At 37.8% G+C, this 22,511-nt stretch carries 24 protein-coding genes and 1 tRNA gene; 18 read left to right on the top strand and 7 right to left on the bottom strand.

The annotated features are described in order from the left end of the window. Positions 1–33: 33 nt before the first annotated feature. The 7 genes from cyoE to AC22ZQ_RS01035 are packed head-to-tail and all read left to right on the top strand — an operon-like array spanning position 34 to position 5,417. Positions 34–942: a heme o synthase gene (cyoE, locus tag AC22ZQ_RS01065; RefSeq protein ID WP_318956721.1), complete on the top strand. Its 909-nt coding sequence runs from the start codon at positions 34–36 to the stop codon at positions 940–942. 27 nt (positions 943–969) lie between these two features. Further along, positions 970–2,031, top strand: coding sequence for a cytochrome c oxidase subunit 3 (locus AC22ZQ_RS01060; RefSeq protein WP_318956720.1), 1,062 nt, complete (start codon positions 970–972; stop codon positions 2,029–2,031). Positions 2,032–2,055: 24 nt separating this feature from the next. Further along, the gene (locus AC22ZQ_RS01055; protein ID WP_318956719.1) at positions 2,056–3,105 is read left to right on the top strand and encodes a cytochrome c oxidase subunit 3; all 1,050 of its coding nucleotides are present in this window, start codon (positions 2,056–2,058) and stop codon (positions 3,103–3,105) included. Positions 3,106–3,149: 44 nt separating this feature from the next. After that, positions 3,150–3,503, top strand: a complete 354-nt coding sequence (locus AC22ZQ_RS01050; RefSeq protein WP_090250262.1) for a cytochrome C oxidase subunit IV family protein — start codon at positions 3,150–3,152, stop codon at positions 3,501–3,503. 22 nt (positions 3,504–3,525) lie between these two features. Further along, a complete protein-coding gene (locus AC22ZQ_RS01045) occupies positions 3,526–4,218 on the top strand; it encodes an SCO family protein (protein WP_318956718.1) in 693 nt (230 codons plus the stop codon). A gap of 1 nt (position 4,219) precedes the next feature. Then, positions 4,220–4,891, top strand: coding sequence for an SCO family protein (locus AC22ZQ_RS01040; RefSeq protein ID WP_318956717.1), 672 nt, complete (start codon positions 4,220–4,222; stop codon positions 4,889–4,891). 1 nt (position 4,892) lies between these two features. Beyond that, entirely contained in the window at positions 4,893–5,417 is a 525-nt protein-coding gene (locus AC22ZQ_RS01035) for a DUF420 domain-containing protein (protein WP_318956716.1), read from the top strand. A gap of 241 nt (positions 5,418–5,658) precedes the next feature. Here the strand turns inward: AC22ZQ_RS01035 and AC22ZQ_RS01030 are convergent. Continuing rightward, positions 5,659–5,731, bottom strand: a tRNA-Gln gene (locus AC22ZQ_RS01030). Between the two features lie 217 nt (positions 5,732–5,948). Here AC22ZQ_RS01030 and AC22ZQ_RS01025 point away from each other — a divergent pair. Both AC22ZQ_RS01025 and AC22ZQ_RS01020 read left to right on the top strand, forming a co-directional pair. Next, positions 5,949–10,028, top strand: coding sequence for a glycosyltransferase family 117 protein (locus tag AC22ZQ_RS01025; protein ID WP_318956715.1), 4,080 nt, complete (start codon positions 5,949–5,951; stop codon positions 10,026–10,028). A gap of 10 nt (positions 10,029–10,038) precedes the next feature. Next, complete coding sequence (locus tag AC22ZQ_RS01020) at positions 10,039–10,662, top strand: polysaccharide deacetylase family protein (RefSeq protein WP_318956714.1); 624 nt, start codon at positions 10,039–10,041, stop codon at positions 10,660–10,662. Here the strand turns inward: AC22ZQ_RS01020 and AC22ZQ_RS01015 are convergent. Beyond that, entirely contained in the window at positions 10,637–11,146 is a 510-nt protein-coding gene (locus tag AC22ZQ_RS01015; RefSeq protein ID WP_318956713.1) for a DUF2480 family protein, read from the bottom strand. The two genes, AC22ZQ_RS01020 and AC22ZQ_RS01015, sit on opposite strands and share 26 nt — an antisense overlap. An 11-nt stretch (positions 11,147–11,157) precedes the next feature. After that, complete coding sequence (locus tag AC22ZQ_RS01010; RefSeq protein ID WP_318956712.1) at positions 11,158–11,469, bottom strand: DUF59 domain-containing protein; 312 nt, start codon at positions 11,467–11,469, stop codon at positions 11,158–11,160. Positions 11,470–11,904: 435 nt separating this feature from the next. Here AC22ZQ_RS01010 and AC22ZQ_RS01005 point away from each other — a divergent pair, with 435 nt between their 5' ends. The 4 genes from AC22ZQ_RS01005 to sufD all read left to right on the top strand — a co-directional run bounded on the left by AC22ZQ_RS01005 (position 11,905) and on the right by sufD (position 15,996). Further along, positions 11,905–12,228, top strand: a complete 324-nt coding sequence (locus AC22ZQ_RS01005; RefSeq protein ID WP_090250225.1) for a HesB/IscA family protein — start codon at positions 11,905–11,907, stop codon at positions 12,226–12,228. 228 nt (positions 12,229–12,456) lie between these two features. Further along, positions 12,457–13,902, top strand: a complete 1,446-nt coding sequence (gene sufB, locus AC22ZQ_RS01000; protein WP_318956711.1) for a Fe-S cluster assembly protein SufB — start codon at positions 12,457–12,459, stop codon at positions 13,900–13,902. An 84-nt stretch (positions 13,903–13,986) separates the two neighbouring features. Then, positions 13,987–14,733, top strand: coding sequence for a Fe-S cluster assembly ATPase SufC (gene sufC, locus AC22ZQ_RS00995; RefSeq protein ID WP_318956710.1), 747 nt, complete (start codon positions 13,987–13,989; stop codon positions 14,731–14,733). Positions 14,734–14,739: 6 nt separating this feature from the next. After that, the gene (gene sufD / locus AC22ZQ_RS00990; RefSeq protein WP_318956709.1) at positions 14,740–15,996 is read left to right on the top strand and encodes a Fe-S cluster assembly protein SufD; all 1,257 of its coding nucleotides are present in this window, start codon (positions 14,740–14,742) and stop codon (positions 15,994–15,996) included. A gap of 57 nt (positions 15,997–16,053) precedes the next feature. On the opposite strand, the gene AC22ZQ_RS00985 is transcribed toward sufD, so the two are convergent. From AC22ZQ_RS00985 to AC22ZQ_RS00970, 4 genes are read right to left on the bottom strand one after another with little or no spacing between them, the layout of a single operon-like run. Beyond that, on the bottom strand, positions 16,054–16,752 hold the full coding sequence (locus AC22ZQ_RS00985; protein ID WP_318956708.1) for an SOS response-associated peptidase: 699 nt from the start codon (positions 16,750–16,752) through the stop codon (positions 16,054–16,056). Between the two features lie 15 nt (positions 16,753–16,767). After that, positions 16,768–17,064, bottom strand: a complete 297-nt coding sequence (locus AC22ZQ_RS00980; RefSeq protein ID WP_318956707.1) for an Hpt domain-containing protein — start codon at positions 17,062–17,064, stop codon at positions 16,768–16,770. Further along, entirely contained in the window at positions 17,051–17,410 is a 360-nt protein-coding gene (locus tag AC22ZQ_RS00975; protein ID WP_318956706.1) for a response regulator, read from the bottom strand. Before AC22ZQ_RS00975 ends, AC22ZQ_RS00980 begins: the two co-directional genes overlap by 14 nt. Then, on the bottom strand, positions 17,410–18,108 hold the full coding sequence (locus AC22ZQ_RS00970) for a LytR/AlgR family response regulator transcription factor (RefSeq protein ID WP_318956705.1): 699 nt from the start codon (positions 18,106–18,108) through the stop codon (positions 17,410–17,412). The genes AC22ZQ_RS00975 and AC22ZQ_RS00970 overlap by 1 nt, the downstream gene beginning before the upstream one ends. Positions 18,109–18,241: 133 nt before the next feature. Here AC22ZQ_RS00970 and AC22ZQ_RS00965 point away from each other — a divergent pair, with 133 nt between their 5' ends. From AC22ZQ_RS00965 to AC22ZQ_RS00945, 5 genes are all read left to right on the top strand, one after another. Beyond that, the gene (locus AC22ZQ_RS00965; RefSeq protein ID WP_318956704.1) at positions 18,242–18,892 is read left to right on the top strand and encodes a YceI family protein; all 651 of its coding nucleotides are present in this window, start codon (positions 18,242–18,244) and stop codon (positions 18,890–18,892) included. Positions 18,893–19,008: 116 nt separating this feature from the next. Next, the gene (porW, locus tag AC22ZQ_RS00960) at positions 19,009–21,663 is read left to right on the top strand and encodes a type IX secretion system periplasmic lipoprotein PorW/SprE (RefSeq protein WP_318956703.1); all 2,655 of its coding nucleotides are present in this window, start codon (positions 19,009–19,011) and stop codon (positions 21,661–21,663) included. Position 21,664: 1 nt separating this feature from the next. After that, positions 21,665–22,099 (top strand): bactofilin family protein, encoded by a 435-nt coding sequence (locus AC22ZQ_RS00955; RefSeq protein WP_318956702.1) that lies wholly within the window; start codon positions 21,665–21,667, stop codon positions 22,097–22,099. A gap of 2 nt (positions 22,100–22,101) precedes the next feature. Beyond that, complete coding sequence (locus AC22ZQ_RS00950; RefSeq protein ID WP_318956701.1) at positions 22,102–22,341, top strand: AtpZ/AtpI family protein; 240 nt, start codon at positions 22,102–22,104, stop codon at positions 22,339–22,341. Further along, positions 22,331–22,511 (top strand): hypothetical protein (locus AC22ZQ_RS00945; RefSeq protein WP_318956700.1); only part of this gene is annotated, 181 nt, incomplete at its 3' end. The genes AC22ZQ_RS00950 and AC22ZQ_RS00945, both read left to right, overlap by 11 nt.

Raw genomic sequence — 22,511 nt, 5'->3', positions numbered from 1 at the left:
TAAATTTGCCAGCGATTTATTAAATCAAAATTTGTGAGCGAAAAAACTACAACTTCTCAAGTAGAAAAGAAGCCGTCAAAAAGAAAAGATTACATGCTTTTCACAAAAATCAGATTATCCGTTTCTGTGGTAGTCTCGGCGTTATCAGGATATTTATTTGCAATTGGAATTGAAGGGAAGAGTAGCTCTGGATTAGAATTGCTTTACTTGTTACTTGGAGGTATTTTGGTTACCGGAGCAAGTAATGGAACAAACCAAATCATAGAAAAGGATTTAGATGCACAAATGAACCGTACCAAAATGCGCCCCTTACCTCAAGGTAATATGTCGGTAAGAGAAGGTGTAGTAGTGGTAGCTGTTTGTTTAATCATCGGAACATGGATGTTGTACCAGTTGAATTTGTACGCTGCAGTTCTCGGTTTATTATCTTACGTTTCTTACTCATTTGTATACACGCCAATGAAGCGAATTTCTCCATGGGCTGTTTTGGTAGGGGCGTTTCCGGGAGCCATTTCACCGATGATAGGTGCTGTAGCTGTTACAGGAGAATTCGGATTGTTACCAGGTGCTTTGTTCTTTGTTCAATTCGTTTGGCAGTTTCCTCACTTCTGGGCTATCGCATGGATATCTCACGAAGACTATCAACAAGGAGGTTTCGATTTATTGCCTTCTAAGTCTGGAAAATCTAAAGCATCGGCCTTTCAAATTATGTTTTACGCTTTATTACTGATTCCATTTAGCCTTTTCCCATGGTTGTTAGGTTATATAGAAAGTAACATTACGGTAGTGATCATTTCTGTGTTAGGATTGTTATTCTTCCTATACGCATACAAATTATACAGAACTTTAGAAGATGCAGATGCGCGTAAGCTAATGTTTGCGTCAATCATCTATTTACCACTTATTCAATTTACCTATGTATTAGATAGGTTTTTTGTGTAGTTATAGAATTTTAAAAAACGAAATACAATGAAAGAGAACTTTATAAACTCTTTGCCTCCTGAGCAAAAGGAGAAAACCAAAAAAGGATTGGTTTGGGTATTTATCTTCAGTATCACCATGTTCTTTGCGGGTTTAACTTCGGCCTACATCGTTTCTATGGGAGATGGTTTCTGGGTGAAAGTGAAGTTTCCGACGGCATTTTGGATCAGTACGGTTTTAATCTTGATAAGTAGTTTACCACTTTATATGGCGGTGAAAGCAATCAAGGCAGGAGATATGAAAAAAACATCTATGCTTTTATTGCTTACAACGATATTGGGTATTGCTTTTGGTATTAGTCAATGGAAAGGGTATAGCGCTTTAAATCAAGAAGGAGCTCACTTTGTATCTAAGATCATGGTAACGGATGGGCGTTACGGTGAGTACTACAGCATAAAGATGGATGGAGTACTTTTGGATATAGAAGGAAACAGCTATGAGAAAAATGGTGAGATCCTTTCTGAAGAGGATGCACAAGCCTTGAGAACTTTTATGATGAATTTCGATCTGGGTACAGATTTTAAAAAGTCATTTAACTTAGCTCAATACGGTGAACGTTTTACTTTCTTATATAAGGATGAACCTTTGAGTTTAGTGAATGGTAAATTCGTAAAAACAAATGGTGAAACTTTACAACAATTAGAGTTTGAACGTTTGACGCATTTGGCAAGAAATATTATGGATGAAAGGGGTGATTTTTTCATCTCAGGTAAAATGGGAGAAGATTTTCACTTATATTACGCAGGAAAAGAATTGCAATACATCGATAGAAAACTTCATTACAATGGAGAGGTGTTGAGCGATAATTTACAGAATAAGTTGTTGAGAGGTAACTCAGACACGAGTACAGCATACCTCTTCATGATTACTGGTTTGCACTTCCTTCACGTGATTTGTGCAGTGATTATGATGTTGGTGTATACAATTCGTTCATTCACAGGGCGATGGGATGCTTCTAATGCAGTTAATTTGAAGTCAGGTTCAATTTTCTGGCATTTTTTAGGTGCATTATGGGTCTATTTGTTACTATTTTTACTTTTTATTCATTAAACTTGCAAAAAAATAAATTTTATTATGGCTGGTCACGCTACAAAAGAAATTGATAGTGCTACGCTATGGGGAGGAAAAGGATCTCCATTCAGTGCAAGCTACGGAAAATTAATGATGTGGTTTTTCCTTGTATCTGATGCTTTAACTTTCGGAGGATTGTTAGTTGCTTACGGATATACAAGGTATTCTACACAAGGAACATGGCCTATAGGTGAGGAGACCTTTGAGGCATTACCATTTTTAGGAAACGGATATCCTTTAGCTTATGTAGCTTTGATGACTTTCATCCTTATCGTATCATCTGTAACGATGGTATTGGCTGTAGAGGCTGGTCATAGAATGGATAAAAAAGGTGTGATTAAGTGGATGTTGGCTACGATTATCGGTGGTTTCTTCTTCTTAGGTTCTCAGGCTTGGGAATGGTCTCACTTTATCCACGGTACACCCTTCGGAAAAGTAACTTTAAACGACGGTTCTGTAGCTGTAGTTAAAGGAGATTTCGGAACAATCGAAAACTTTGAAGTAATTGAGGCTGGTCACCACCACGCAGTAGGTGATTTAGTTACTGAAGATTTATTACACGAATTCCAACACGCTGCTCAAGCAGGTCACTTACACGGTACTGCTGATAACTTAACAATTCACTTACACGACGGTTCTGTTGCTAAAGTGAACAAGGCAGCTGATGAGAATTTACAATTGATCATTAAGGAAGCAGGTACGAAACACGCTATCTCTTCAGCGGCAGATGAATCTACTAGAGTTTCTGCAGAAGAAGGAGCAGCAGATGAGTACTACGCAGCATTAACAAAAGGTGCAGTTGTTTACGGAGCTAATATGACACAGAATGAGTACGGTCCAGATCAGTACGGACAGTTCTTCTTCTTTATCACAGGTTTCCACGGATTCCACGTATTCTCTGGAGTTATCATTAACATCATTATTTTCTTAGGAGTTCTTAGAGGTATTTACCACCAAAGAGGTCACTACGAAATGGTAGAGAAAACTGGATTGTACTGGCACTTTGTCGATTTAGTTTGGGTATTCGTATTTACTTTCTTCTACTTAATCTAACAGGTAGAAAGCAAACAGTACTATAACGCATTAAAGAAATAGAAATGGAAAGAGACGATATAATAGAATATTCTTTAGACGGACACCACTCAGAAGAGCAGGGAGTTAAGATCAGAAAGAAAATTTGGATGGTTACTTTATTACTTACTGTAGTTACTGCAGTTGAAGTAATCTTAGGAGCTATGGTTAAGCAAGGTTCAGGAGCTTGGTTAACAGTTAAAATTTTATTCATCGCATTAACACTTTTGAAAGCAGGTTACATTGTGATGGTATTTATGCACTTAGGTGATGAAAGAAAATCATTGAAGTGGGTAATCTTATTACCATATGCATTGTTCATTGTTTACTTAATGTTTATTGCATTCACTGAAGGTAGTGCGGTGCATCTTGCAATGTAAAAAATAGCAAAACACATATATAGTGGCTACACAAAAAACTAAAGCCGGTCGAGGTAGAGCAATATTAATGATGTTGCTTGTCTTTGGACCGGCTTCTTTATTGGTATTGTTTTCCATGAACAAGTGCGAAAACAAATTTCAGGAATTAGGAGATTACGGAAATGTGGGCGAATACGAATTCACTACGGCAGATGGTAAGACAATCTCTAACGAATCAATGAAAGGTAACATTGTTATCTTCTCTACCATTCAGAATACATGTCCGGTAGATTGTGCCATAGATATGGCGCGTTTCAATTTGTTGATTTACCAAAAGTACAGAAAGCTTCAGCGCAACGCTTCTCATATCAAATTCGTTTCTATTCTTGTAGACGAAGAAGGAAATGCCTTAGATGATTTAGGAGCTATTGACTTTACTGTAAAAGACGAAATCGAAGGCTATAACCCAGACGTGTGGATGTTGGTTAAAGGAGATCCTAAACAGATCTATGATATCACCAACAAAGATTTGAGTCTGATGGAGGCCAATGATGAAAAAGCCTACAAAGGAAAACCTTGGTTAGAGACAATGATCATCGTGGATAAGGAAAATCATGTACGTATGTTGCGTTCAGGTGCAACTGAAGGTATGGTGAGAGACCTCAACGAACACATTTCATTGCTAGAAAAACAATACGATAAGGCAGCTGCAAAAGCTGAAGAAGAAGCAGAGTAATATGAAATATCTACTAGGTTTATTGGTGATAGGTGCTTTGATTAGTTGTGAAAACAAACCAAAGTATGTTCTTCCTCACTTGGGGTATCATGAGATAGCCACGGGAGAAGAAGAAGGCTATGAGAAAGGTGATACCATCTTTGATTACATTGAAGAGGAATTCAGTTTCTTAACACAAGATTCACTTCCTTTTACCAATAAAGACCTCGAAGGTAAAATATCTATTGCTAAGTTTTTCTTTACGCACTGTCCAACCATTTGTCCTCCAATGACAGGACAAATGGATAAACTTGCAGAGAATACCAAAGACCTTAGTGATAAAATTCAATTTCTATCCTTCAGTATAGATCCAGAAAGAGATACTGTAAATCGTTTACGTGTGTATATAGATAGACATGATATTACGGCAAAGAACTGGTATTTCTTAACCGGAGAAAGGGAAGCTTTCGTACATAAATTAGGTACGCAAAGTTTCTTTGTAAATGCCATCAATGAACCAAATGCAGAAGGTGGTTATGCGCATAGTCCTCACTTTATCTTGGTAGATAGAACCAAACATGTGCGTGGAGTATATGATGTTTTGGAAAGAGATGGAAAAGGGGCTGAAAACTTAAAGCGCCTAGAAGCTGATATTAGAAAGTTATTAAAAGAAGAATACGGAGAAAATGAATAGTATGGAAGCAAAAACACCTGCACAAATTAAGCAGTTTAAAACGTGGACTTGGATCATTTCTATTGCAGTACCCTTGGTTGTGGCTGTGTTGTTTGGAGTTAAAATTCCTGGAGTAGACACGAGTTTTTTACCGCCAATTTATGCTACCATTAACGCTATAACTTCTCTTGTATTAGTAGCAGCATTGTATATGATTAAGCAAGGCAATATGGAAGCGCACAGAAGGCTTATTCGTTTTGCCTTGGTGTTGAGTTTGCTTTTCTTGGCAAGTTATGTGGTGTATCACATGACGAGTGAATCTACTTCTTACGGAGGTGATTTAGGGGTCATCTACTATCCGCTTTTAATTGCGCATATCGTATTAAGTGTTGCTGTAATTCCATTAGTAATGATCGCGTATTCTTACGCATGGATGGGGAATTATCAGAAACATAAGAAATTAGTAAGGTTTGCCTTTCCTATATGGTTCTTTGTAGCTGTTTCAGGAGTGGTGGTTTACCTTATGATCGCACCATATATGGGGTAAGGTTTTGAAAAATATATTTTATAGAAGAGCGTGTTCAATTTGGACACGCTTTTTTTGTGGTTAAGGCTCTTTTTCTTTTTATCTAAATCCAATAGCGCTATCTGTTAACGTCCGTCCTCCAAGATGCTTGGGGATAAGGGCTGCAACTGCTATCGCTGAGAGAGATCTGATCCCGCGATTCTAAGATTACAAAAGTTAAAAGCAAAAAAAAACGAAGCTCTTTTGAACTTCGTTTTCTTTGTTGGCCTACTAGGGCTCGAACCTAGACTCTTCTGAACCAAAATCAGACGTGTTGCCAGTTACACCATAGGCCATTTTTCAATTGCTTTCAACTTTGTTTGTCAGCGATTGCGGTTGCAAATTTATGAATAAAATGAGAAACACAAAGCCTTTTCATTAAAAAAATTCAAAAAAAAATATAACTCGCTTAAAATTAAGATCTAAAACAAGCACGTTAGCATTTTTTAGTTTTTTAGATGACAACAGACTCGCTAAGATTGTTAAATTCGCGTACTGTACTAAGACAAAATTATGAACTATAAATCGCTTAATGTAACAATCGGTTGGTTGGTTTTCCTGATCGCTACCGCTGTTTACTTTATCACGCTAGAAGATACAGTTTCTTTATGGGACTGTGGAGAATACATCACAGCAGCTTATAAATTAGAGGTTGGTCACCCTCCCGGGGCACCGCTCTTTATGTTGTTTGGTAGATTGTTTACCTTCTTTACTTCACCAGATTCAGCTGCACTATGGATTAACCGTATGTCGGCATTGAGTAGTTCATTTACCATATTATTCATGTTCTGGTCCATTACAATGTTGGCTAAGAAGATGGCTTTCAAAGAAAGTAGAGTGTTATCCAAAGCTCAGCAAATTGCTATTTTAGGATCAGGTGTTGTTGGAGCCTTGGCTTATACCTTTACAGAATCATTCTGGTTCTCTGCCGTAGAAGGTGAAGTTTACGCCATGTCTTCTTTGTTTACAGCTGTTATATTCTGGGCACTATTAAAGTGGGATGAAGAGTCTACAGCGATTAAGCACGGAGAATTATCACCAGACATTCGTCCGATGCGTTGGATGATACTTATCATGTTCTTGTTTGGATTAGCGATAGGGGTCCACTTATTAGGATTGTTGGTGTTGCCTTGTATGGCTTACGTTATCATGTTCAACTACAAAGACAAAGTCGATTTAAAAACATTCATATTAACAGGAGTTATAGGGGTATTAGTTTTAGGATTTGTTCAGAATGGAGTAATTCCAAAAACGATAGACTTAGCGAGTTCTATGGAGGTTTGGTTTAAAAACTCATTGGGATTACCTTTCATGAGTGGTGCCATAACTTTCTTCGTTATCCTATTAGGACTATTAATTTTCGGTTTGTACTATACACGTAAGAAAGATTGGAAATTTACGAACTCAGCAATTTTAGGTTTAATTGTATTGTTCATTGGTTACGGTTCATTCGCTACTATTGTAATTCGTTCGAATGCCAACCCACCGTTGGATGAAAACAACCCAGAAAACTTAGTAACATTACACGCTTACTTAAAACGTGAGCAATACGGTTCTTGGCCGATAGGATACGGTCCATACTGGAACTCAAAAATGAACGAAGACAGATCGAAGTGGGGAGACCGTTCTCCTTTCTACGATAGACGATTCGTAATTACAACAAAAGGAGGAGCTGAAATCAAATCTTTCAAAGAAGAGAAAGATGCTTTAGCCTTCGTGGAAAAATCTGATAAGAAGTACGAAATCGTTGAAAAATACTTCGAAACGAATGCAGATAGTAGAGAAAATCAGGTGCCTACTTATTCTCAAAATACCATTTTCCCACGTATGTTCTTTTCTTCGGATGCGAACAAAATCAGAGGATACAAACAATGGTCTGGTTACGACGAAAATAGAAGAGTAAGCCCAAGTAAGTTAGGTAGTGATGATAAGCCATTACCAACTTTTGGAAACAATATTCAATACTTTTTAGATTACCAGGTAGGTTGGATGTACATGCGTTATTTCATGTGGAACTTTGCAGGTCGTCAGAACGATATTCAAGGTCACGGTGATGCCATGCGTGGAAACTACAAGTCAGGATTTGACTTCATTGACCAACAGCGTTTGGGAGCGATGGGAGAAAATGAACCTCACCCATCGAAGTCTAACCCAAGTAACAACAGTTTCTATTTCTTACCACTTATTTTTGGTTTAATAGGAATGTTCTTCCACTATAGAAAAGCACCAAAGGATGCCTTTGTAGTTACCTTGTTGTTCTTCTTTACTGGTTTTGCAATCTTGGTGTACTTGAACCAGAAACCGTTTGAACCGAGAGAAAGAGATTATGCCTATGCGGCTTCTTTCTATGCCTTCGCTTTCTGGATAGGATTATCTGTTTACGGATTATTTGAGGCGTATAAAAACTTTACAAAAGACGATCAATCAAAATTAATGGCTTCTGCAGGTGTCTTATTGGCTTTCTGCGCAGCAATTGGTTTTGGAGCAGGAATGAGTGTCTTCCTTTCAGGAGTTATCATTGTGCTTATCGGATTGGCAATTATTTACTTGTTCATACTTATGAATAAAGTGGTGAAAGGAGCTTCAGGTGCCTCTATAGGTGCGGTTCTTATCGCAATGATAGCACCAATTATTTTAGGTGTTCAGGGATGGGATGATCACGATAGAAGTGAGCGTTACTTTGCCCGCGATTTGGCTTACAACTATTTAATTGGATGTGAGCAAAACTCTATCTTGTTTACCAATGGAGATAACGATACCTTCCCATTATGGTACTTGCAAGAGGTAGAAGGTAAGCGCACTGATGTTAGGGTGTGTAACTTATCGTTAATGCAAACAGACTGGTACACCAACCAAATGAAGATGCGTGCTTACGATTCAGACCCATTACCAATTAAATTTACAGAAGATCAAATCTTGATGCACGCAGGTAGTTCTGATGTTATAGAATTGAACAGTTTCTTTGTTCAGGATATGGCAACCAAAAAACCAGAGCTGTTTAAAGAGGTGATGGCTTTGAAAATTAAGCACAATAAAGTAGCGTTTAACAGAGCAATTCTTTCGTTCAGATCTAGTTTGGCGAATGCAATGGGGTCTATGACCGCGAAGAATGCGAAGATGAACCAAAACTTGCCTGTATTACAAGCGAAGTTGATGGAGCCGTTAGAGAATCCTTCGATTAATGACTATTTAACGATCAACGCAACAGTAGATAAGATTTTGGACATGTACCAAAAAGGAGAGTTGAATGCAGATCAAAACTTGATTCAGCAATTGTTTGAGGCAAGTAAGAACTGGGAGTCTTCTTTCGATTACTTACCGGCTAAATATGTAATGGAGTTCTTGAGAAATGACGATAACATGTTTATGGCACCAAACAATGGTGGAACTGTTCGTTTCTTCCCTTCTAAAGGATTGATTTTCGATATCGATCCAGATAAGGTAGTGAAGTCAGGATTGATTACAGAAGGTGAGAAAGAAATGTGTCCTTCAGAAATGAGAATTTCTTTTGCGAAAGGACCTGTGTTTAGATCAGATGTTTCTCGCTTAACGCGTGAAGAAGTAATGATGTTAGACGCTATCGTAAACAGTGAATGGGAAAGAGCGGTATACTACTCTTCACCTTATGGATCTGACGTAAGTAAGGCATTCTACCAAGCAGGTGCTTTAGTGCAAAGTGGAGCTGTTTATGCTTTAACACCATTAAGAGGTCAAGCCGCTAAAACAAACTCTCGTTTAGCATCTTACGATTGTTACATGAACGAATACAAATTCGGTAACCTTAAAGGAGAAAGCGTTGTAGCAGATTACTACGTGAGAAGACATACCAACCAATACAGAAGAGATTTCTTCCAATTGGCATCGGATTACGAAGAAATTTACTCTGCACAGTATGGACAACAGTTGAGAAATATAGATGCTCAATTGGGTAACCTAGAGTTATTGAACAATCCTTCTGACCAAGAGGTGATAGATTCTTTGAAAACGAAACGTGAGCAATTGTTAACGGAAGGTGAAGCTGTTAGGGATACTGTATTAATGATCTTGAACAAATCTTTAGAAGAGATTCCATTAAACAAAGTATTGGATATGGGTGAGCCAATGGCGAACGGAGGTTTAACGGTTCGTGTTAACGCTGGAGGTTCTGTTCAAAACCAACAGATTGCTCCTAACTACATTGATGGGGTTATAGCGAATTATGTAATAATGATGTACCAAGTGGACGCGAATGAAGAAGCAGATGCTTTAGCAAGACAATACTTGGAACAATTGGAAACATACGTTAACTTCTTTGAAAACTCATCTGCAGATGTGGCTTACAACAATAGCAAAGATTTCATCGCTTCAACGACAAACTTATTGAGAGTTGTAGCTACGGTAAATTCAGCGAGTGCTTCTAACGAAGAGCTTGTAGAATATGCTAATGGATTAGAAAATCGTTTGACTTCTGCTGTAGAAGGTATAGTTAAAGGGTTAAAAGAGATGGAAAGAGGACAACGTGTTGTTGGAGGTTCTAAAGCAACAGAGTTCTACTATATCTACTCGGCAATGCAACAACAAATATTAGGAGCGGGTCCAGTAGATCCAATCTAAAAATAGAATAATGCAACTTTTTAAAACTCCAGTTTTCGTTCAAAAGGTATTCCCGAGGCGAAACTGGAGTTTTTCTGTTTCTAGCCCTAGTATTTTCCTCACTTTTGATGATGGACCAGAACCCACGGTTACACCTCAAATCTTGGACATGTTGAAGTCCTACAATGCTAAAGCTACCTTTTTTTGTGTAGGCGAAAATGTTCGTAAACACCCAGCTTTATTTAATCGTTTGAAGTTGGAAGGTCACGCAGTAGGAAATCATACCATGCATCATAAGCATGCGCTTAAATTTGGAATGAAGGAATACCTCAAGGATGTAGCAGCGGCAGATCGCTACATACGGAGTAAATTATTCCGTCCACCGTACGGACGTTTAGACGGGGTAAAGGGAGCAGCGCTTCAAAAAGACTATCATATTGTAATGTGGTCCTTTTTAACCTATGATTACGATGTGAATGTGGCTCTAGAAGAAGTGAAGGATAGGTTGAAAGCACTAAAGCCTGGTGATATTGTTGTTTTACACGACAATAAAAAGTCCAAAGAAAGATCTCTGGACTTGTTGGAATATATTTTAAAAATGTGTTTTGCTAAAGGTTGGAAGTGCGTGGCTATTTCCTCGGAGCTTTGTAAATAGGAACCGTAGAACAAGGTTCTCCATACATTAAACTCTTCACTTCATTTTGTAGGTAAGTCACCAAATAAGTCATTGCAAAATTGGGAACGGCAATATCTGCACACCCCTTTACAATCACTCGTTCATCTGTAAAATCTGCAGGGTTGATTTCCTCAATTTTAGCTTTGATGAGTTGCTTAGACATTTCGTCCTTTGATCCTACAATGTGTTTGATATTGTGCTTTTGTAAATACGAAGCTACGAGCATAAAAGCCCATGTAGGAACGATGGCATCAGCAGAGCAGATAATAGCAACGGCCTTACCTTCGTAGGTGTTCCAATCGAAATCTTTTAAAGCAGCTCTAAAATCTTTCTCTTTTAAAATGAGTTCTTGCCACAAGAAATCTTTAATATCGAAAGTAAGCACTTGCTCATTCGGGATGAACTGTGCCAAGTCTATGGTTTTAAGACCACTGTTTTTTACTTTGTTTACGATTTCGTCCATGGTGCAAATGTTTACAAGAAACCTAATTCTAATTGTGCTTCTTCACTCATCATGCTTTTATCCCAAGGTGGATCGAAAACGATTTCCACTTTTGCCGAGGCAACTTCTTCTATCGCTGCAGTTTTGTCCTCTACCTCTTTCGGTAAAGATTCTGCTACCGGACAGTTGGGTGAAGTCAAGGTCATGTCAATAAAAACATTGTTTTCCTTGTCAATTTTAACTTCGTATATCAATCCTAATTCGTAGATGTCTACAGGGATTTCTGGATCGTGTATTGTTTTTAATACACTTACAATTTTATTTTCTAATTCTTTCTTGCTCATCGTCATAAAACTTGGGCAAAGGTAATGGTTTTTTCATGAATAGATGTGTCGTCTTTTGAACGCAAATGTCTTTCTCTTGTAAACTAGAATAGGAAGAGGGCGAGTAGCGGCATGCCACGCGGACAAAGCTTACTTGTACTTAGGGTGACAAAGCGACGGGAAGAAGCTCTTGTTGGCCTTAGTGAAAGTTGGTTTTGGCAAGTGGTATAGAGCGGATGACCCGACGCCACACCAAGGTTCTTGGGGTGGGGGATTCTCCAAACAAAGAAGGAGGAATCCTAAGAATAGAAAGAAATGCTAAAACGTTACATAATATCATTTTAAATAGTTGTTTCAATACCACAAATTCGGTATTTTTGCGCCAAATATTGATTCTATTTAAATTAAATCTAAATAAATCGGTATACAGTGTAGAACGAAAGTAGGATAACAGATATGATTAAAGTAACAGAATCAGCAAAACAGCAGGCGCTTAAGCTCATGGCTGAAGACGGCAAAGACGGGTACTTTATCCGTGTAGGCGTTCAAGGTGGTGGATGCTCTGGGTTAATGTATCAGTTAGATTTTGATAACGAAGACAAAGAGGGTGATAAAGCCTTTGAAGACAACGGTATAAAAATAGTAGTTGACAAGAAAAGCTACCTGTATTTAATAGGTACAACCTTAGATTTTTCTGGCGGTTTAAATGGTAAGGGATTCATTTTCTCTAACCCGAATGCCGACAGAACTTGTGGATGTGGAGAAAGTTTTAGCGTATAAATTGGAGATTACAAAAGCAAATCTCAAATTTTCAAAGCGAAAGACAGAAACTACACAGGAAAAGAACTATTGAATGAATTAATTTCTATTCTGGAGGATGTGTCCAAACAAATTACTGGACTTAGTCAAGTGTTTTAAGGAGGCAAAAATCAGAGGAAATAAATATTAATACATAAACAATTAGGTGGAGGGAATTTTGAATTTCCAATATCGAATTAACTTATTTAAATGGGCTATACAGAGGAAGAATTAGCGGAAGATTTAAAAAACCAGGAGTATAAATTCGGGTTTACAACGAATATAGAATCTGATAAGGCACCGAAAGGGTTGAACGAGGATATCATTCGTTTTATTTCTGCGAAGAAGAACGAGCCAGAATGGTTGTTAGAGTATAGGTTGAATGCCTACAGAGTTTGGACGAAAATGGTGGAGCCAGATTGGGCACACATCAAATATGAGAAGCCAGATTTTCAGGATATCACTTATTACTCTGCTCCTAAGCAAAATAAAAAATACGAATCTTGGGACGATGTTGAACCAGAGATGAAAGAAACCATGAAAAAATTGGGGATTTCTATGGAAGAGCAACAACGTTTAACAGGTACAGCAGTAGATTTCGTGATGGATTCTGTTTCTGTAGCAACTTCGTTTAAATCGAAATTAAAAGAGTTGGGTATCATCTTTATGTCTTTCTCTGAGGCAGTTCAAGAGCACCCAGACTTAGTTAAAAAATATTTAGGAACAGTGGTTCCTACTTCGGATAACTTCTATGCAGCATTAAACTCGGCGGTGTTTACAGATGGATCTTTCTGTTACATTCCAAAAGGAGTTAGATGTCCCATGGAATTATCAACGTACTTCAGAATTAACGAATCAGGTACAGGTCAGTTTGAGCGTACTTTGGTGGTTGCAGATGAAGGGGCTTACGTATCATACTTGGAAGGGTGTACAGCACCACAACGTGATGAGAACCAGTTGCACGCAGCAGTGGTTGAATTGATCGCTTTAGACGATGCTGAGATTAAATACTCAACAGTTCAGAACTGGTACCCTGGAGATAAAGATGGAAAAGGTGGAATTTTCAACTTCGTAACGAAGCGTGGAATGTGTCATACCAACTCTAAAATTTCTTGGACACAAGTTGAAACCGGTTCAGCTGTAACGTGGAAGTACCCATCTTGTATCTTAAAAGGAGATAACTCAGTAGGTGAGTTTTACTCAGTGGCAGTTACCAATAACTACCAAATGGCAGATACGGGAACAAAAATGATCCACTTAGGGAAGAATACAAAGAGTACAATTATCTCTAAAGGTATTTCTTCTGGACATTCACACAACTCGTACAGAGGACTGGTACAAATCCATAAGAATGCGGAGAACGCACGTAACTTCTCACAATGTGATTCATTGTTGATGACAGATACTTCTGGAGCGCACACTTACCCATACATAGAATGTAAGAACCCAACGGCTAAAATTGAGCACGAGGCAACTACTTCTAAAATTGGAGAAGATCAAATTTTCTACTGTTTACAAAGAGGAATTTCTGAAGAGAAAGCTATCTCCTTAATTGTAAATGGTTATGCCAAAGAAGTATTGAACAAGTTACCGATGGAGTTCGCAGTAGAGGCGCAAAAATTATTAGCGATTTCTTTAGAGAACTCAGTAGGATAGGAAAAAGAATTAAAGTAGTAAAATCAGAAGAATTAAAGGAGGACGTTAAGGTTCGACTTAAATTTTGAATTTAGAATAACAGTTATGTTAACAATAAAGAATCTCCACGCAAAAGTGGAAGACAAGGATATCTTAAAAGGATTAAACTTAGAAGTTAAAGCAGGAGAAGTTCATGCTATCATGGGACCAAACGGAGCAGGTAAATCAACTTTAGCTTCAGTATTGGCAGGTAAAGATGGTTACGAAGTTACAGAAGGATCTGTAGACTTTGATGGGACTGACTTGTTAGACTTGGAAACGGAAGATAGAGCCAGAGAAGGTTTGTTCTTGGCGTTCCAATACCCTGTTGAGATTCCTGGTGTTTCTAACATCAACTTCTTACGTACGTCTATTAACGAAATTAGAGAGTACAAAGGTGAAGAGCCTATCTCTGCTAAAGACTTTATGGCACGTGTAAAAGAGAAGTCTGCTTTGGTACAGTTAGATGCTAAATTGGCATCTCGTTCTGTAAACGAAGGATTCTCTGGTGGTGAGAAGAAAAGAAACGAGATCTTCCAAATGGCCATGTTAGAGCCGAAATTAGCGATCTTGGATGAAACAGATTCTGGATTAGATATCGATGCATTGCGTATTGTTGCAGATGGTGTAAACAAGTTGAAAAACGAAGGAAACGCTATCGTAGTTATTACGCACTACCAACGTTTATTAGATTACATCGTGCCAGACAAAGTTCACGTATTGGCGGATGGACAAATCATCAAAACTGGTCCAAAAGAATTGGCACTAGAATTAGAAGATAAAGGATACGATTGGTTAACTGAAAAGGCATAATTCCTCATGGAAATAGCACAAGAAAATAAAGTACTTCAATTCGTAGAAAATCTTTCTGTAGGTAATGATTTACCAACATACAGAGCGATGGCGAAAGATGCCTTAGCGGGTATGGATTTCCCAACTACGCGTGTTGAAGATTGGAAATATACACGTGTAACACGTATTACCAAGCAAAATTACAAAAGCGTTGAAGCAACTGCAGATGCAAGTGCTTACCGCATTCCAAACATGGATGCCAACGTAATGGTTTTTGTAAACGGTTTTTACGATGCTGCACAGTCTTCTATTGAGGCGCAAGAAGGGGTTACAATCTCTGCGGTTGCCGACATGGATTTAGAAGATTACTTAGACAAATTAGATAGCATAGACGAAAACGTTTTCTCTTTGATTAACAAGGCGTACTACACGGGTGGTGCTTTTGTGAGAGTGGAGAAAAAAGTAGTTGCTGCCAAACCTTTGCACATTATTCATATCACTACTGGTGAGGGAGTAATTGCCAACACACGTCACTTTATTGATGTAGATCAAAGCGCAGAAATGGAAGTGATTTGCTCGCACCATTCTGTAAATGCCGCGGAGAGTTTCTCTAATGTGGTATTAGAAGGGTCTGTGGGTGTAAACGCTGGTTTAAAAGTACACAAGTTACAATTAGAGGAGTTGGATATGTTCCACATCTCTACGGAGAACTTCATCCAAGAAAAAGATGCACGTTTTGATATCAATACGATTACTTTAGGTGGGTTGTTGGTACGTAACGGTTTAAACATTTTGGTTGACGGTGAAAACTGTGACACGATGTTGAACGGTGTATACTTAACCAAAGACAAGCAATTGGTAGATAACCATACTTTCGTTGATCACTTGCAAGCACACTGTGTTTCTGATGAGATGTACAAAGGTGTAATGGATGGTAAAAGTAAAGCCGTATTTAACGGGAAAGTTATCGTAAGAGAAGATTCTCAGAAGATAGAAGCTTTCCAAGCAAACGGTAACGTGTTGTTGTCGAGAGATGCTGAAGTTAATGCGAAGCCAGAGTTAGAGATTTACGCAGATGACGTGAAATGTTCACACGGTTGTACAATTGGTCAGTTAGACGAAGAAGGAATCTTCTACTTAAGAGCAAGAGGACTTGGAAAGAAAAGTGCTGAGCAGTTAATGACGCAAGCTTTCATCGGTGAGGTGATAGAGCGTGTGAAAAACGAAACAGTTCAAGAATACATTTATACACAATTCGAAGAAAGATTCGGTTGGGTAAGATAAAATAAGTTTGTTACTTGTTAGAACCTCCGTTGCTTGATGTAGCGGAGGTTTTTTTGTTTAAAATAAACTCCCTTGAAAGAAGTCCTTGTTATGAAATTCTTCCTGCACTTCTTTACGATTGGGCTGTGGAGAATTGATGATTTTTCTGTTGATTTCTATAGCCTTCATTTCCTCTGAGGGGAAGAGTTGAAGGTCCTGTGCTTTCATTTCATTATGTACCCATGCGCTTTCTTGATCAGCAGGTAGAATAATGGGCATGCGTTTCTTGGTGTTGTGTATTTCTGCCATCAATTCATTGGCTGCACAGGTTAGCATAGAAAAGCTTTTCACGGCTTTGCCTTCTGGGTTTATCCACGTGTCGTAAATACCCGCAAAAGAATAAAGCGCTTGGTCTTTTACAGTGATGAAGTAAGGGACTTTAGTTTTGCCTAAAGTTTGCCATTCAAAAAAACCTGTGCTGGGTATTAAGCAATGATTGCGTTCAATCACATTTTTAAAAGATGCTTTCTCGTGCACGGTTTCAACACGTGCGTTCAAGGTGTTGTTGTGTATCTCTTTGGGGTCTTTTCTAAACCATGAAGGGATGAGTCCCCATTCCATCATTTCAAGCCCTTGATCGGTAATAACGGGCCAAGTGGGGTGAGAAAATGCACTGACGTAAAAAGTGGGTGCTAATTGAAAGTTGACCTGTGCACTTAACTTGTATTTGTCTTTGAAAGACTCAGTTTTACTTGTTAGTGAATTACTATAGCACATGGTTTTTTCTTTGGTTTAGGACGAAGAATTTTGAGCACTGAAAGCGGCAATTTGTTGAAATTCCTCTCGTATTGCCTCTATATGCTCTTTGTTCAGTGGGTCTGATTCTGCTAAATCAATGTACGAACTAATTTTTTTAAGTCCGAGCATGTTTGCTCCACCTTTTAATTTATGCAAGGTTTTAAATTCGTGATCTTCATTGTTTGCTTGAAGTCCCTGCACTAAATTTTTATTGCTTTCAACAAACATTTTTAAGGCCTTGTTGTAAACGGCTGGAGAGTATTGGTGTGCAATTTTCTCATCTATTTCCATGTTGTAGAGCTTTAATAGTTTCCAAGCTTAATTCGTGTTTGTCAATGAAATTAACATTTGGATTTAAGGATGAAAATTCACTTTTCACGCGATTATCACTTGTAAATACGGTCACAGATGTATTGGATAAGTCGTACTCCTGGTTCAATTTCGTCCAAAGTTGAAAACCTGAAAAAGCAGGCATGTTTACGTCCATAAGGAGTATACAGTCCTCAACTGAGGGGGTGTTTGCTAAGAATTGTACAGCGCTATCATAGGCAACGAAATCTATTCCTTCATCGGAAAGTAAATTCTCAAATATGAAATGGGTGATATGATCGTCGTCTATGAGTATTACTTTTTGCATTACAAGTCGAAGGTGTTGATGCTATCGCTGAATTCTTTTTTATAAGAACGCCCGATAGGTATAATTTTTTTACCGATGACAATAGCGCCATCTTCAATCTTTTCAATTTTATTCATGTTCACAATGTAAGATCTGTGTACACGTTTGAAGAGTTCATCAGGAAGTTTTGAATACGCATTTTTTAACGTTCCATTCATGATGAATTTTGTTTCTGCTGTGTAGATTTGAACATAATCACCTAAAGCTTCAACATAGGTAATGTCTTCAATTTTAATACGCTTATAACCGTCACCTGTTTTTAAGAATACATGCTCTTTTCCTTCTTCAACTGCTCCCGCTGGTTCAGGTGCAAGACTAGATTTCAATTTAAGCAAGGCTTGTGTTAAACGCGGTAAAGTAATGGGCTTTAAGAGATAGTCGATGGCATTTAATCCATACGCATCTACAGCGTACTCCTTTTTACTCGAAATAAAAACAATTTTTGTTTCAGGAAGAATAGAGTTAGCAAACTCCACTCCTGTTAGACCAGGCATCTCAACGTCTAAAAAAATTACGTCGGGTTTTTGTTTTAAATAATTTTCCAACGCCGTAATAGGACTTTCAAAACTCCCAATAACCTCAGTTCCGCCTATGCTCTCTAGCATATCAGAAATTAAAAATCGAGTGGTGCTGTCGTCGTCAATTATAAAACATTTCATCTAAACAAATTTACACAATAAATCAAAAAGTTGTTTAATATAAGAATTTATGTTCGTCTTAAGTAGCTTGAGAAATATTTAGTTTGTTCTAAGCAAATTATTACCTTTAAGCAAAATCTAAAATAAGAGAAAAATGAAAAAGTCGTTTCTAGGATTGATGGCCTTAAGTACAGTATTGTTCTCATGTTCTGGTGAGTCTAACACTGAAGATACAACAGCGAAGAAAGAAGAAGTAAAGATTGAAAACTGTTACTACGCTTACGACGCAACGTCAACAGAAATGAATTGGACAGCTTATAAGTTTATTCGTAAAGCTGGAGTTAGTGGAACTTTTGATGTGATTAACGTAGAAGGTCCAGAGAAAAGTGCAGATTTAGAAGGTATGATTCAGCAATTGTCTTTTGAAATTCCTGTAAACTCTGTAAATTCTAACGAGGCAAGTAGAGATAAGAAAATAGATTCTTTGTTTTTTGGAGCTATGAATAATACTGCTCTAATCACAGGGAAAGTATTGGCGTTAAATGAAGATGGTTCGGCAGATTTAGAAGTTACTATGAATGATGTGACGCAAACAATCAACGGAAAGTATACCTTGAACAATGAAACATTCACATTTGATGCTGAAATTGATGTATTCAATTGGGATGGTCAAGAAGCAATAAATAGCTTAAATGAAGCATGTAAAGATTTACATACTGACGTTGTAAATGGTGATACAGAATCTAAGTTGTGGCCAGACGTTACTTTAAGCTTTTCTACTGTATTTAAGAAGGATTGCGAATAATCATTAAAATACTCAGAAAATAAGGTCGGTACTAAAATTACCGGCCTTTTTTATTTCTTTAGCCAATTAATAATATTTTTGTTTTTTTAGAGTTTATAAAGGAAATCAAAAGCGCGTTGAAAAAATATACTGTATATATCCTATCCCTAATTATGGTGGTGTTAGTCGTTGTGGCTTGTACTACCGAGAAAAACACCTTTGTTACTCGTACTTATCATGGAACAACAGCGCGTTTCAATGGTTACTTTAATGCCACAGAATTAGTACGCATTGGTCTCGAAGATTATCGAAAATCTACCCCAGAAAATTATTACGAAGTATTACCAATAGAAAGATTGCCCAATGAGGATGAAGCGGTAACCTTATATCCTGCATTAGATACAGCGATTTCGAAATGTTCGGAAGTAATTGGTAAGCACGCCATGCCGAATATGAACGATATTTCCAGGAAAAAAGACGAATGGAATAACTGGATTGATGAGAATTGGATCATGATAGGTAAGGCAGAGTTCTACAAAACGAAGTACGACAATGCCCGTGAAGCTTTTGAATATGTGCGTTTGTTTTATGTAAATGATCCTTCCAAATATACAGCTATGCTGTGGTTGGCAAAGTGTGATATGGCACAAGGAGATTTAACTTCTGCAGGATTAAAATTGCGAAGGTTAGATGCGTTGGCAATTCAAATAGAAGAGGAACATGAAGATGATCCTTTGATTCAGTTTAAGAAAGATGAAGACGCTATTGCAGAGTTTCCGAAAAGATTTGAGGTAGAATTGGCAAAAACCAAAGCCGAACTTGAATTGAAGAAAAAAGATGAGCAAAAAGCAATTCAATATTTAATAGAGGCTGTTGGACACAGTAAAGATAAAGATGAACGAGCAAGGTTGAATTTTATCATTGCTCAATTGTATGCCAAGCAAGAGAGTCCAGAAGCAAGAACCTTCTTTACTGCAGCCATTAAAAAGAACTCAGATTTCGAAATGATTTTCTACGCCAAAATTAACCGAGCATTAGCCGGTGGTGATGGTGATGAGAAAATCATAAAGGAGTTAAAGAAAATGCTCAAAGATGCGAAGAACTTAGAGTATAAAGATCAAATATATTATGCCCTAGCCGATATCGCATTAGACAATGGAGATGAGCCTTTGGGAATGAGTTACCTTACACAGTCTGTGTTCTATTCTTTGAATAACAATTATCAAAAAGGGATTAGTTACGAGCGTATGGGAACTATTTCTTACGATAAGAAGGATTACGTCCGCGCACAGAAATATTACGATAGTTCAGCTAATGTTTTGCCCGACGATTATGCGCAAAAAGAACTTATTCTGAATAAGGCCAACAAGCTTTCAGACCTTGTAAGAGCTATTGATTTAGTAAACTATGAAGATAGTGTTCAGCGTATTGCAAAAATGGATGAGTCTGCCCGTGCTGACTACTTGAAAGATCTTGTTAAACAACTTGAAAAGGAAGAGAAAGAGCGCAAAGAGGCAGAAGCTAGAAGGTTAGAAGAGCTACGTGCCTTGAAGGAAGGCTTGGAAGTTCAAAATAATGGTCAAGGTGGAAAATGGTACTTCAATAATTCTAAAAGCATAGCTGAAGGATTTAATGAGTTTAGAAGAATTTGGGGACAAAGAGAGGATGAAGATAACTGGAGACGTTCCAACAAGATTGAAGTCCTTGAGTTTGAAATGGCCGAGAACGATTCTATCCCACAAGACTCCATTCCTGTTCCAGAAAAAGAAGAGCCAGGATTTAGCGTCGATAAATTGATGGCTGATTTACCTTTGACAGATTCTCTTATACAAGTAAGTAATGAAAAAATCATGAAAGCATTGTACACTTCAGGTATGATTTACAAAAATCAATTGCTAGAAAAAGAGTTGGCCGTAGAACAATTCAAGGATGCTTTAAGTAGAGACCTGAAAGAAGATCAACATGACTTATTATCTGCATTTCAGCTGTATGAGATTCACAAAAGTGGGGACCCAGGATTGTCATCTCACTACAGGTCGTATATCATGAACAATTATCCAAATAGTGATTATGCGAATTACTTAAGAGATCCAGATTACTTCAAGAAGAAGAAAGAAATGGATAAACTTAACTTGGAAGATTACTTGAGATATGTGAAACGTTATGAACAAGGAATGTATTACCCGGTTATCACTAAAGCGAAAAAAGTGATTGCAGAGGAGCCTGATAATGAATTCAGATCTAAGTATATGTTGTTACAGGCTATGGCTACTGGTCAGGTTAAAGATGATAAAACAGAAATGTTGCCGGTGTTGCAAATGTTGGTTGAAGAATTTCCTGGAACCCCAGAAGCAGAAAGAGCTCGTGAATTAATTGGATTGATAAAAAATGGAGTTCCTGCAAATGAGCCAGTGGACTTTAGTATGCCTGTTGAAATATTTAATTACGATAATGCTGCAGAATACTATGTAATGGTTTACCTTGTGGGTGATGAATCTACAACAGACGCCAGAACATCTATTGCTAATTTCAATAGAGAGTTTTTTGGAAGAGAACGTTTAAGATCGCCAGAAGCTCAGATTTACAGTGAAGATGTGAGTTTTGTAGTTGTTAAGAAATTTAAAGAGAAGGCAGATGCCGAAGACTATGTAAGAGTGTTCAAGCGCACGAAAAAGCACTTGGGCAATTTGCAAACCAATAAAATAATCTATATCTCCCCGGAAAACTACCGCACACTGCTAAAAGACAAGAAACTAAAGGAGTACGAACAATTCTTTAACGATAATTATTAAGATGTTAAAAGGAAGCAAGAACAGTAAAGTAGTAGATTCACCAGACAGATTAAACAGATTAGTATCAGGATCCAGAATGGAGGGATACTTAAAAACGGAGAGTAGTTTAAGAATAGATGGTGAAGTAGTAGGGAACATCGAATGTGCTGCAAAGTTAGTAGTAGGAGTTGAGGCTCAGATTACAGGTGACATAGTAGCCTACGAAGTAGAAGTAGAAGGAAAGATTGAAGGGAATGTGAAGGTAGAAGATGTTTTAACTTTGCGTTCAACGGCTTTAATCAACGGTGATATGACTACAGCCCGATTGGTGATAGAAGACGGTGCTGAATTTAACGGCGATTGTAAAATGAGTGGTGTGGCTACTCCCGTGGCAACATCCAACCGTAAGAAAAAGAAAAATAAAGAGGTCGAGAAAGAGGCCGAATTAGTATACTAAATATGGACTTACTTCCGAAAAATAAAGGGACTTACACCAAGTTTATCAGGTTTACTGGACTTGGGATTCAAATGGGAGTTTCCATATGGTTAGGAAGTTTGATTGGAGAATGGTTGGATAATAAATATCCCTCAGAGCACATTTCTTATTATAAGGTAGTTACCCTATTTGTTGTGTTTGGGTCTATATTCTCCATTATACGCCAAGTAATCAAAATAAGTAATCAAGACGATGAAGAGTAGTGTGGTGAAGCGTATGGTAATTGTATCTGCAATTATTATAGCGACGCTTTTTTTAGGTGAGATGATACACCTGAGCATAGTAGAGAAGAATAACTTTAAAGTAGATCTTCAAATCAGTAAACTTTATTACTTCTTCGGATTCGGAACATTATTTACCTATCTCCTTTTGG

The organism is Lishizhenia sp. (genome assembly GCF_057456495.1).
This window is presented reverse-complemented; position numbering and strand designations above follow the sequence as displayed.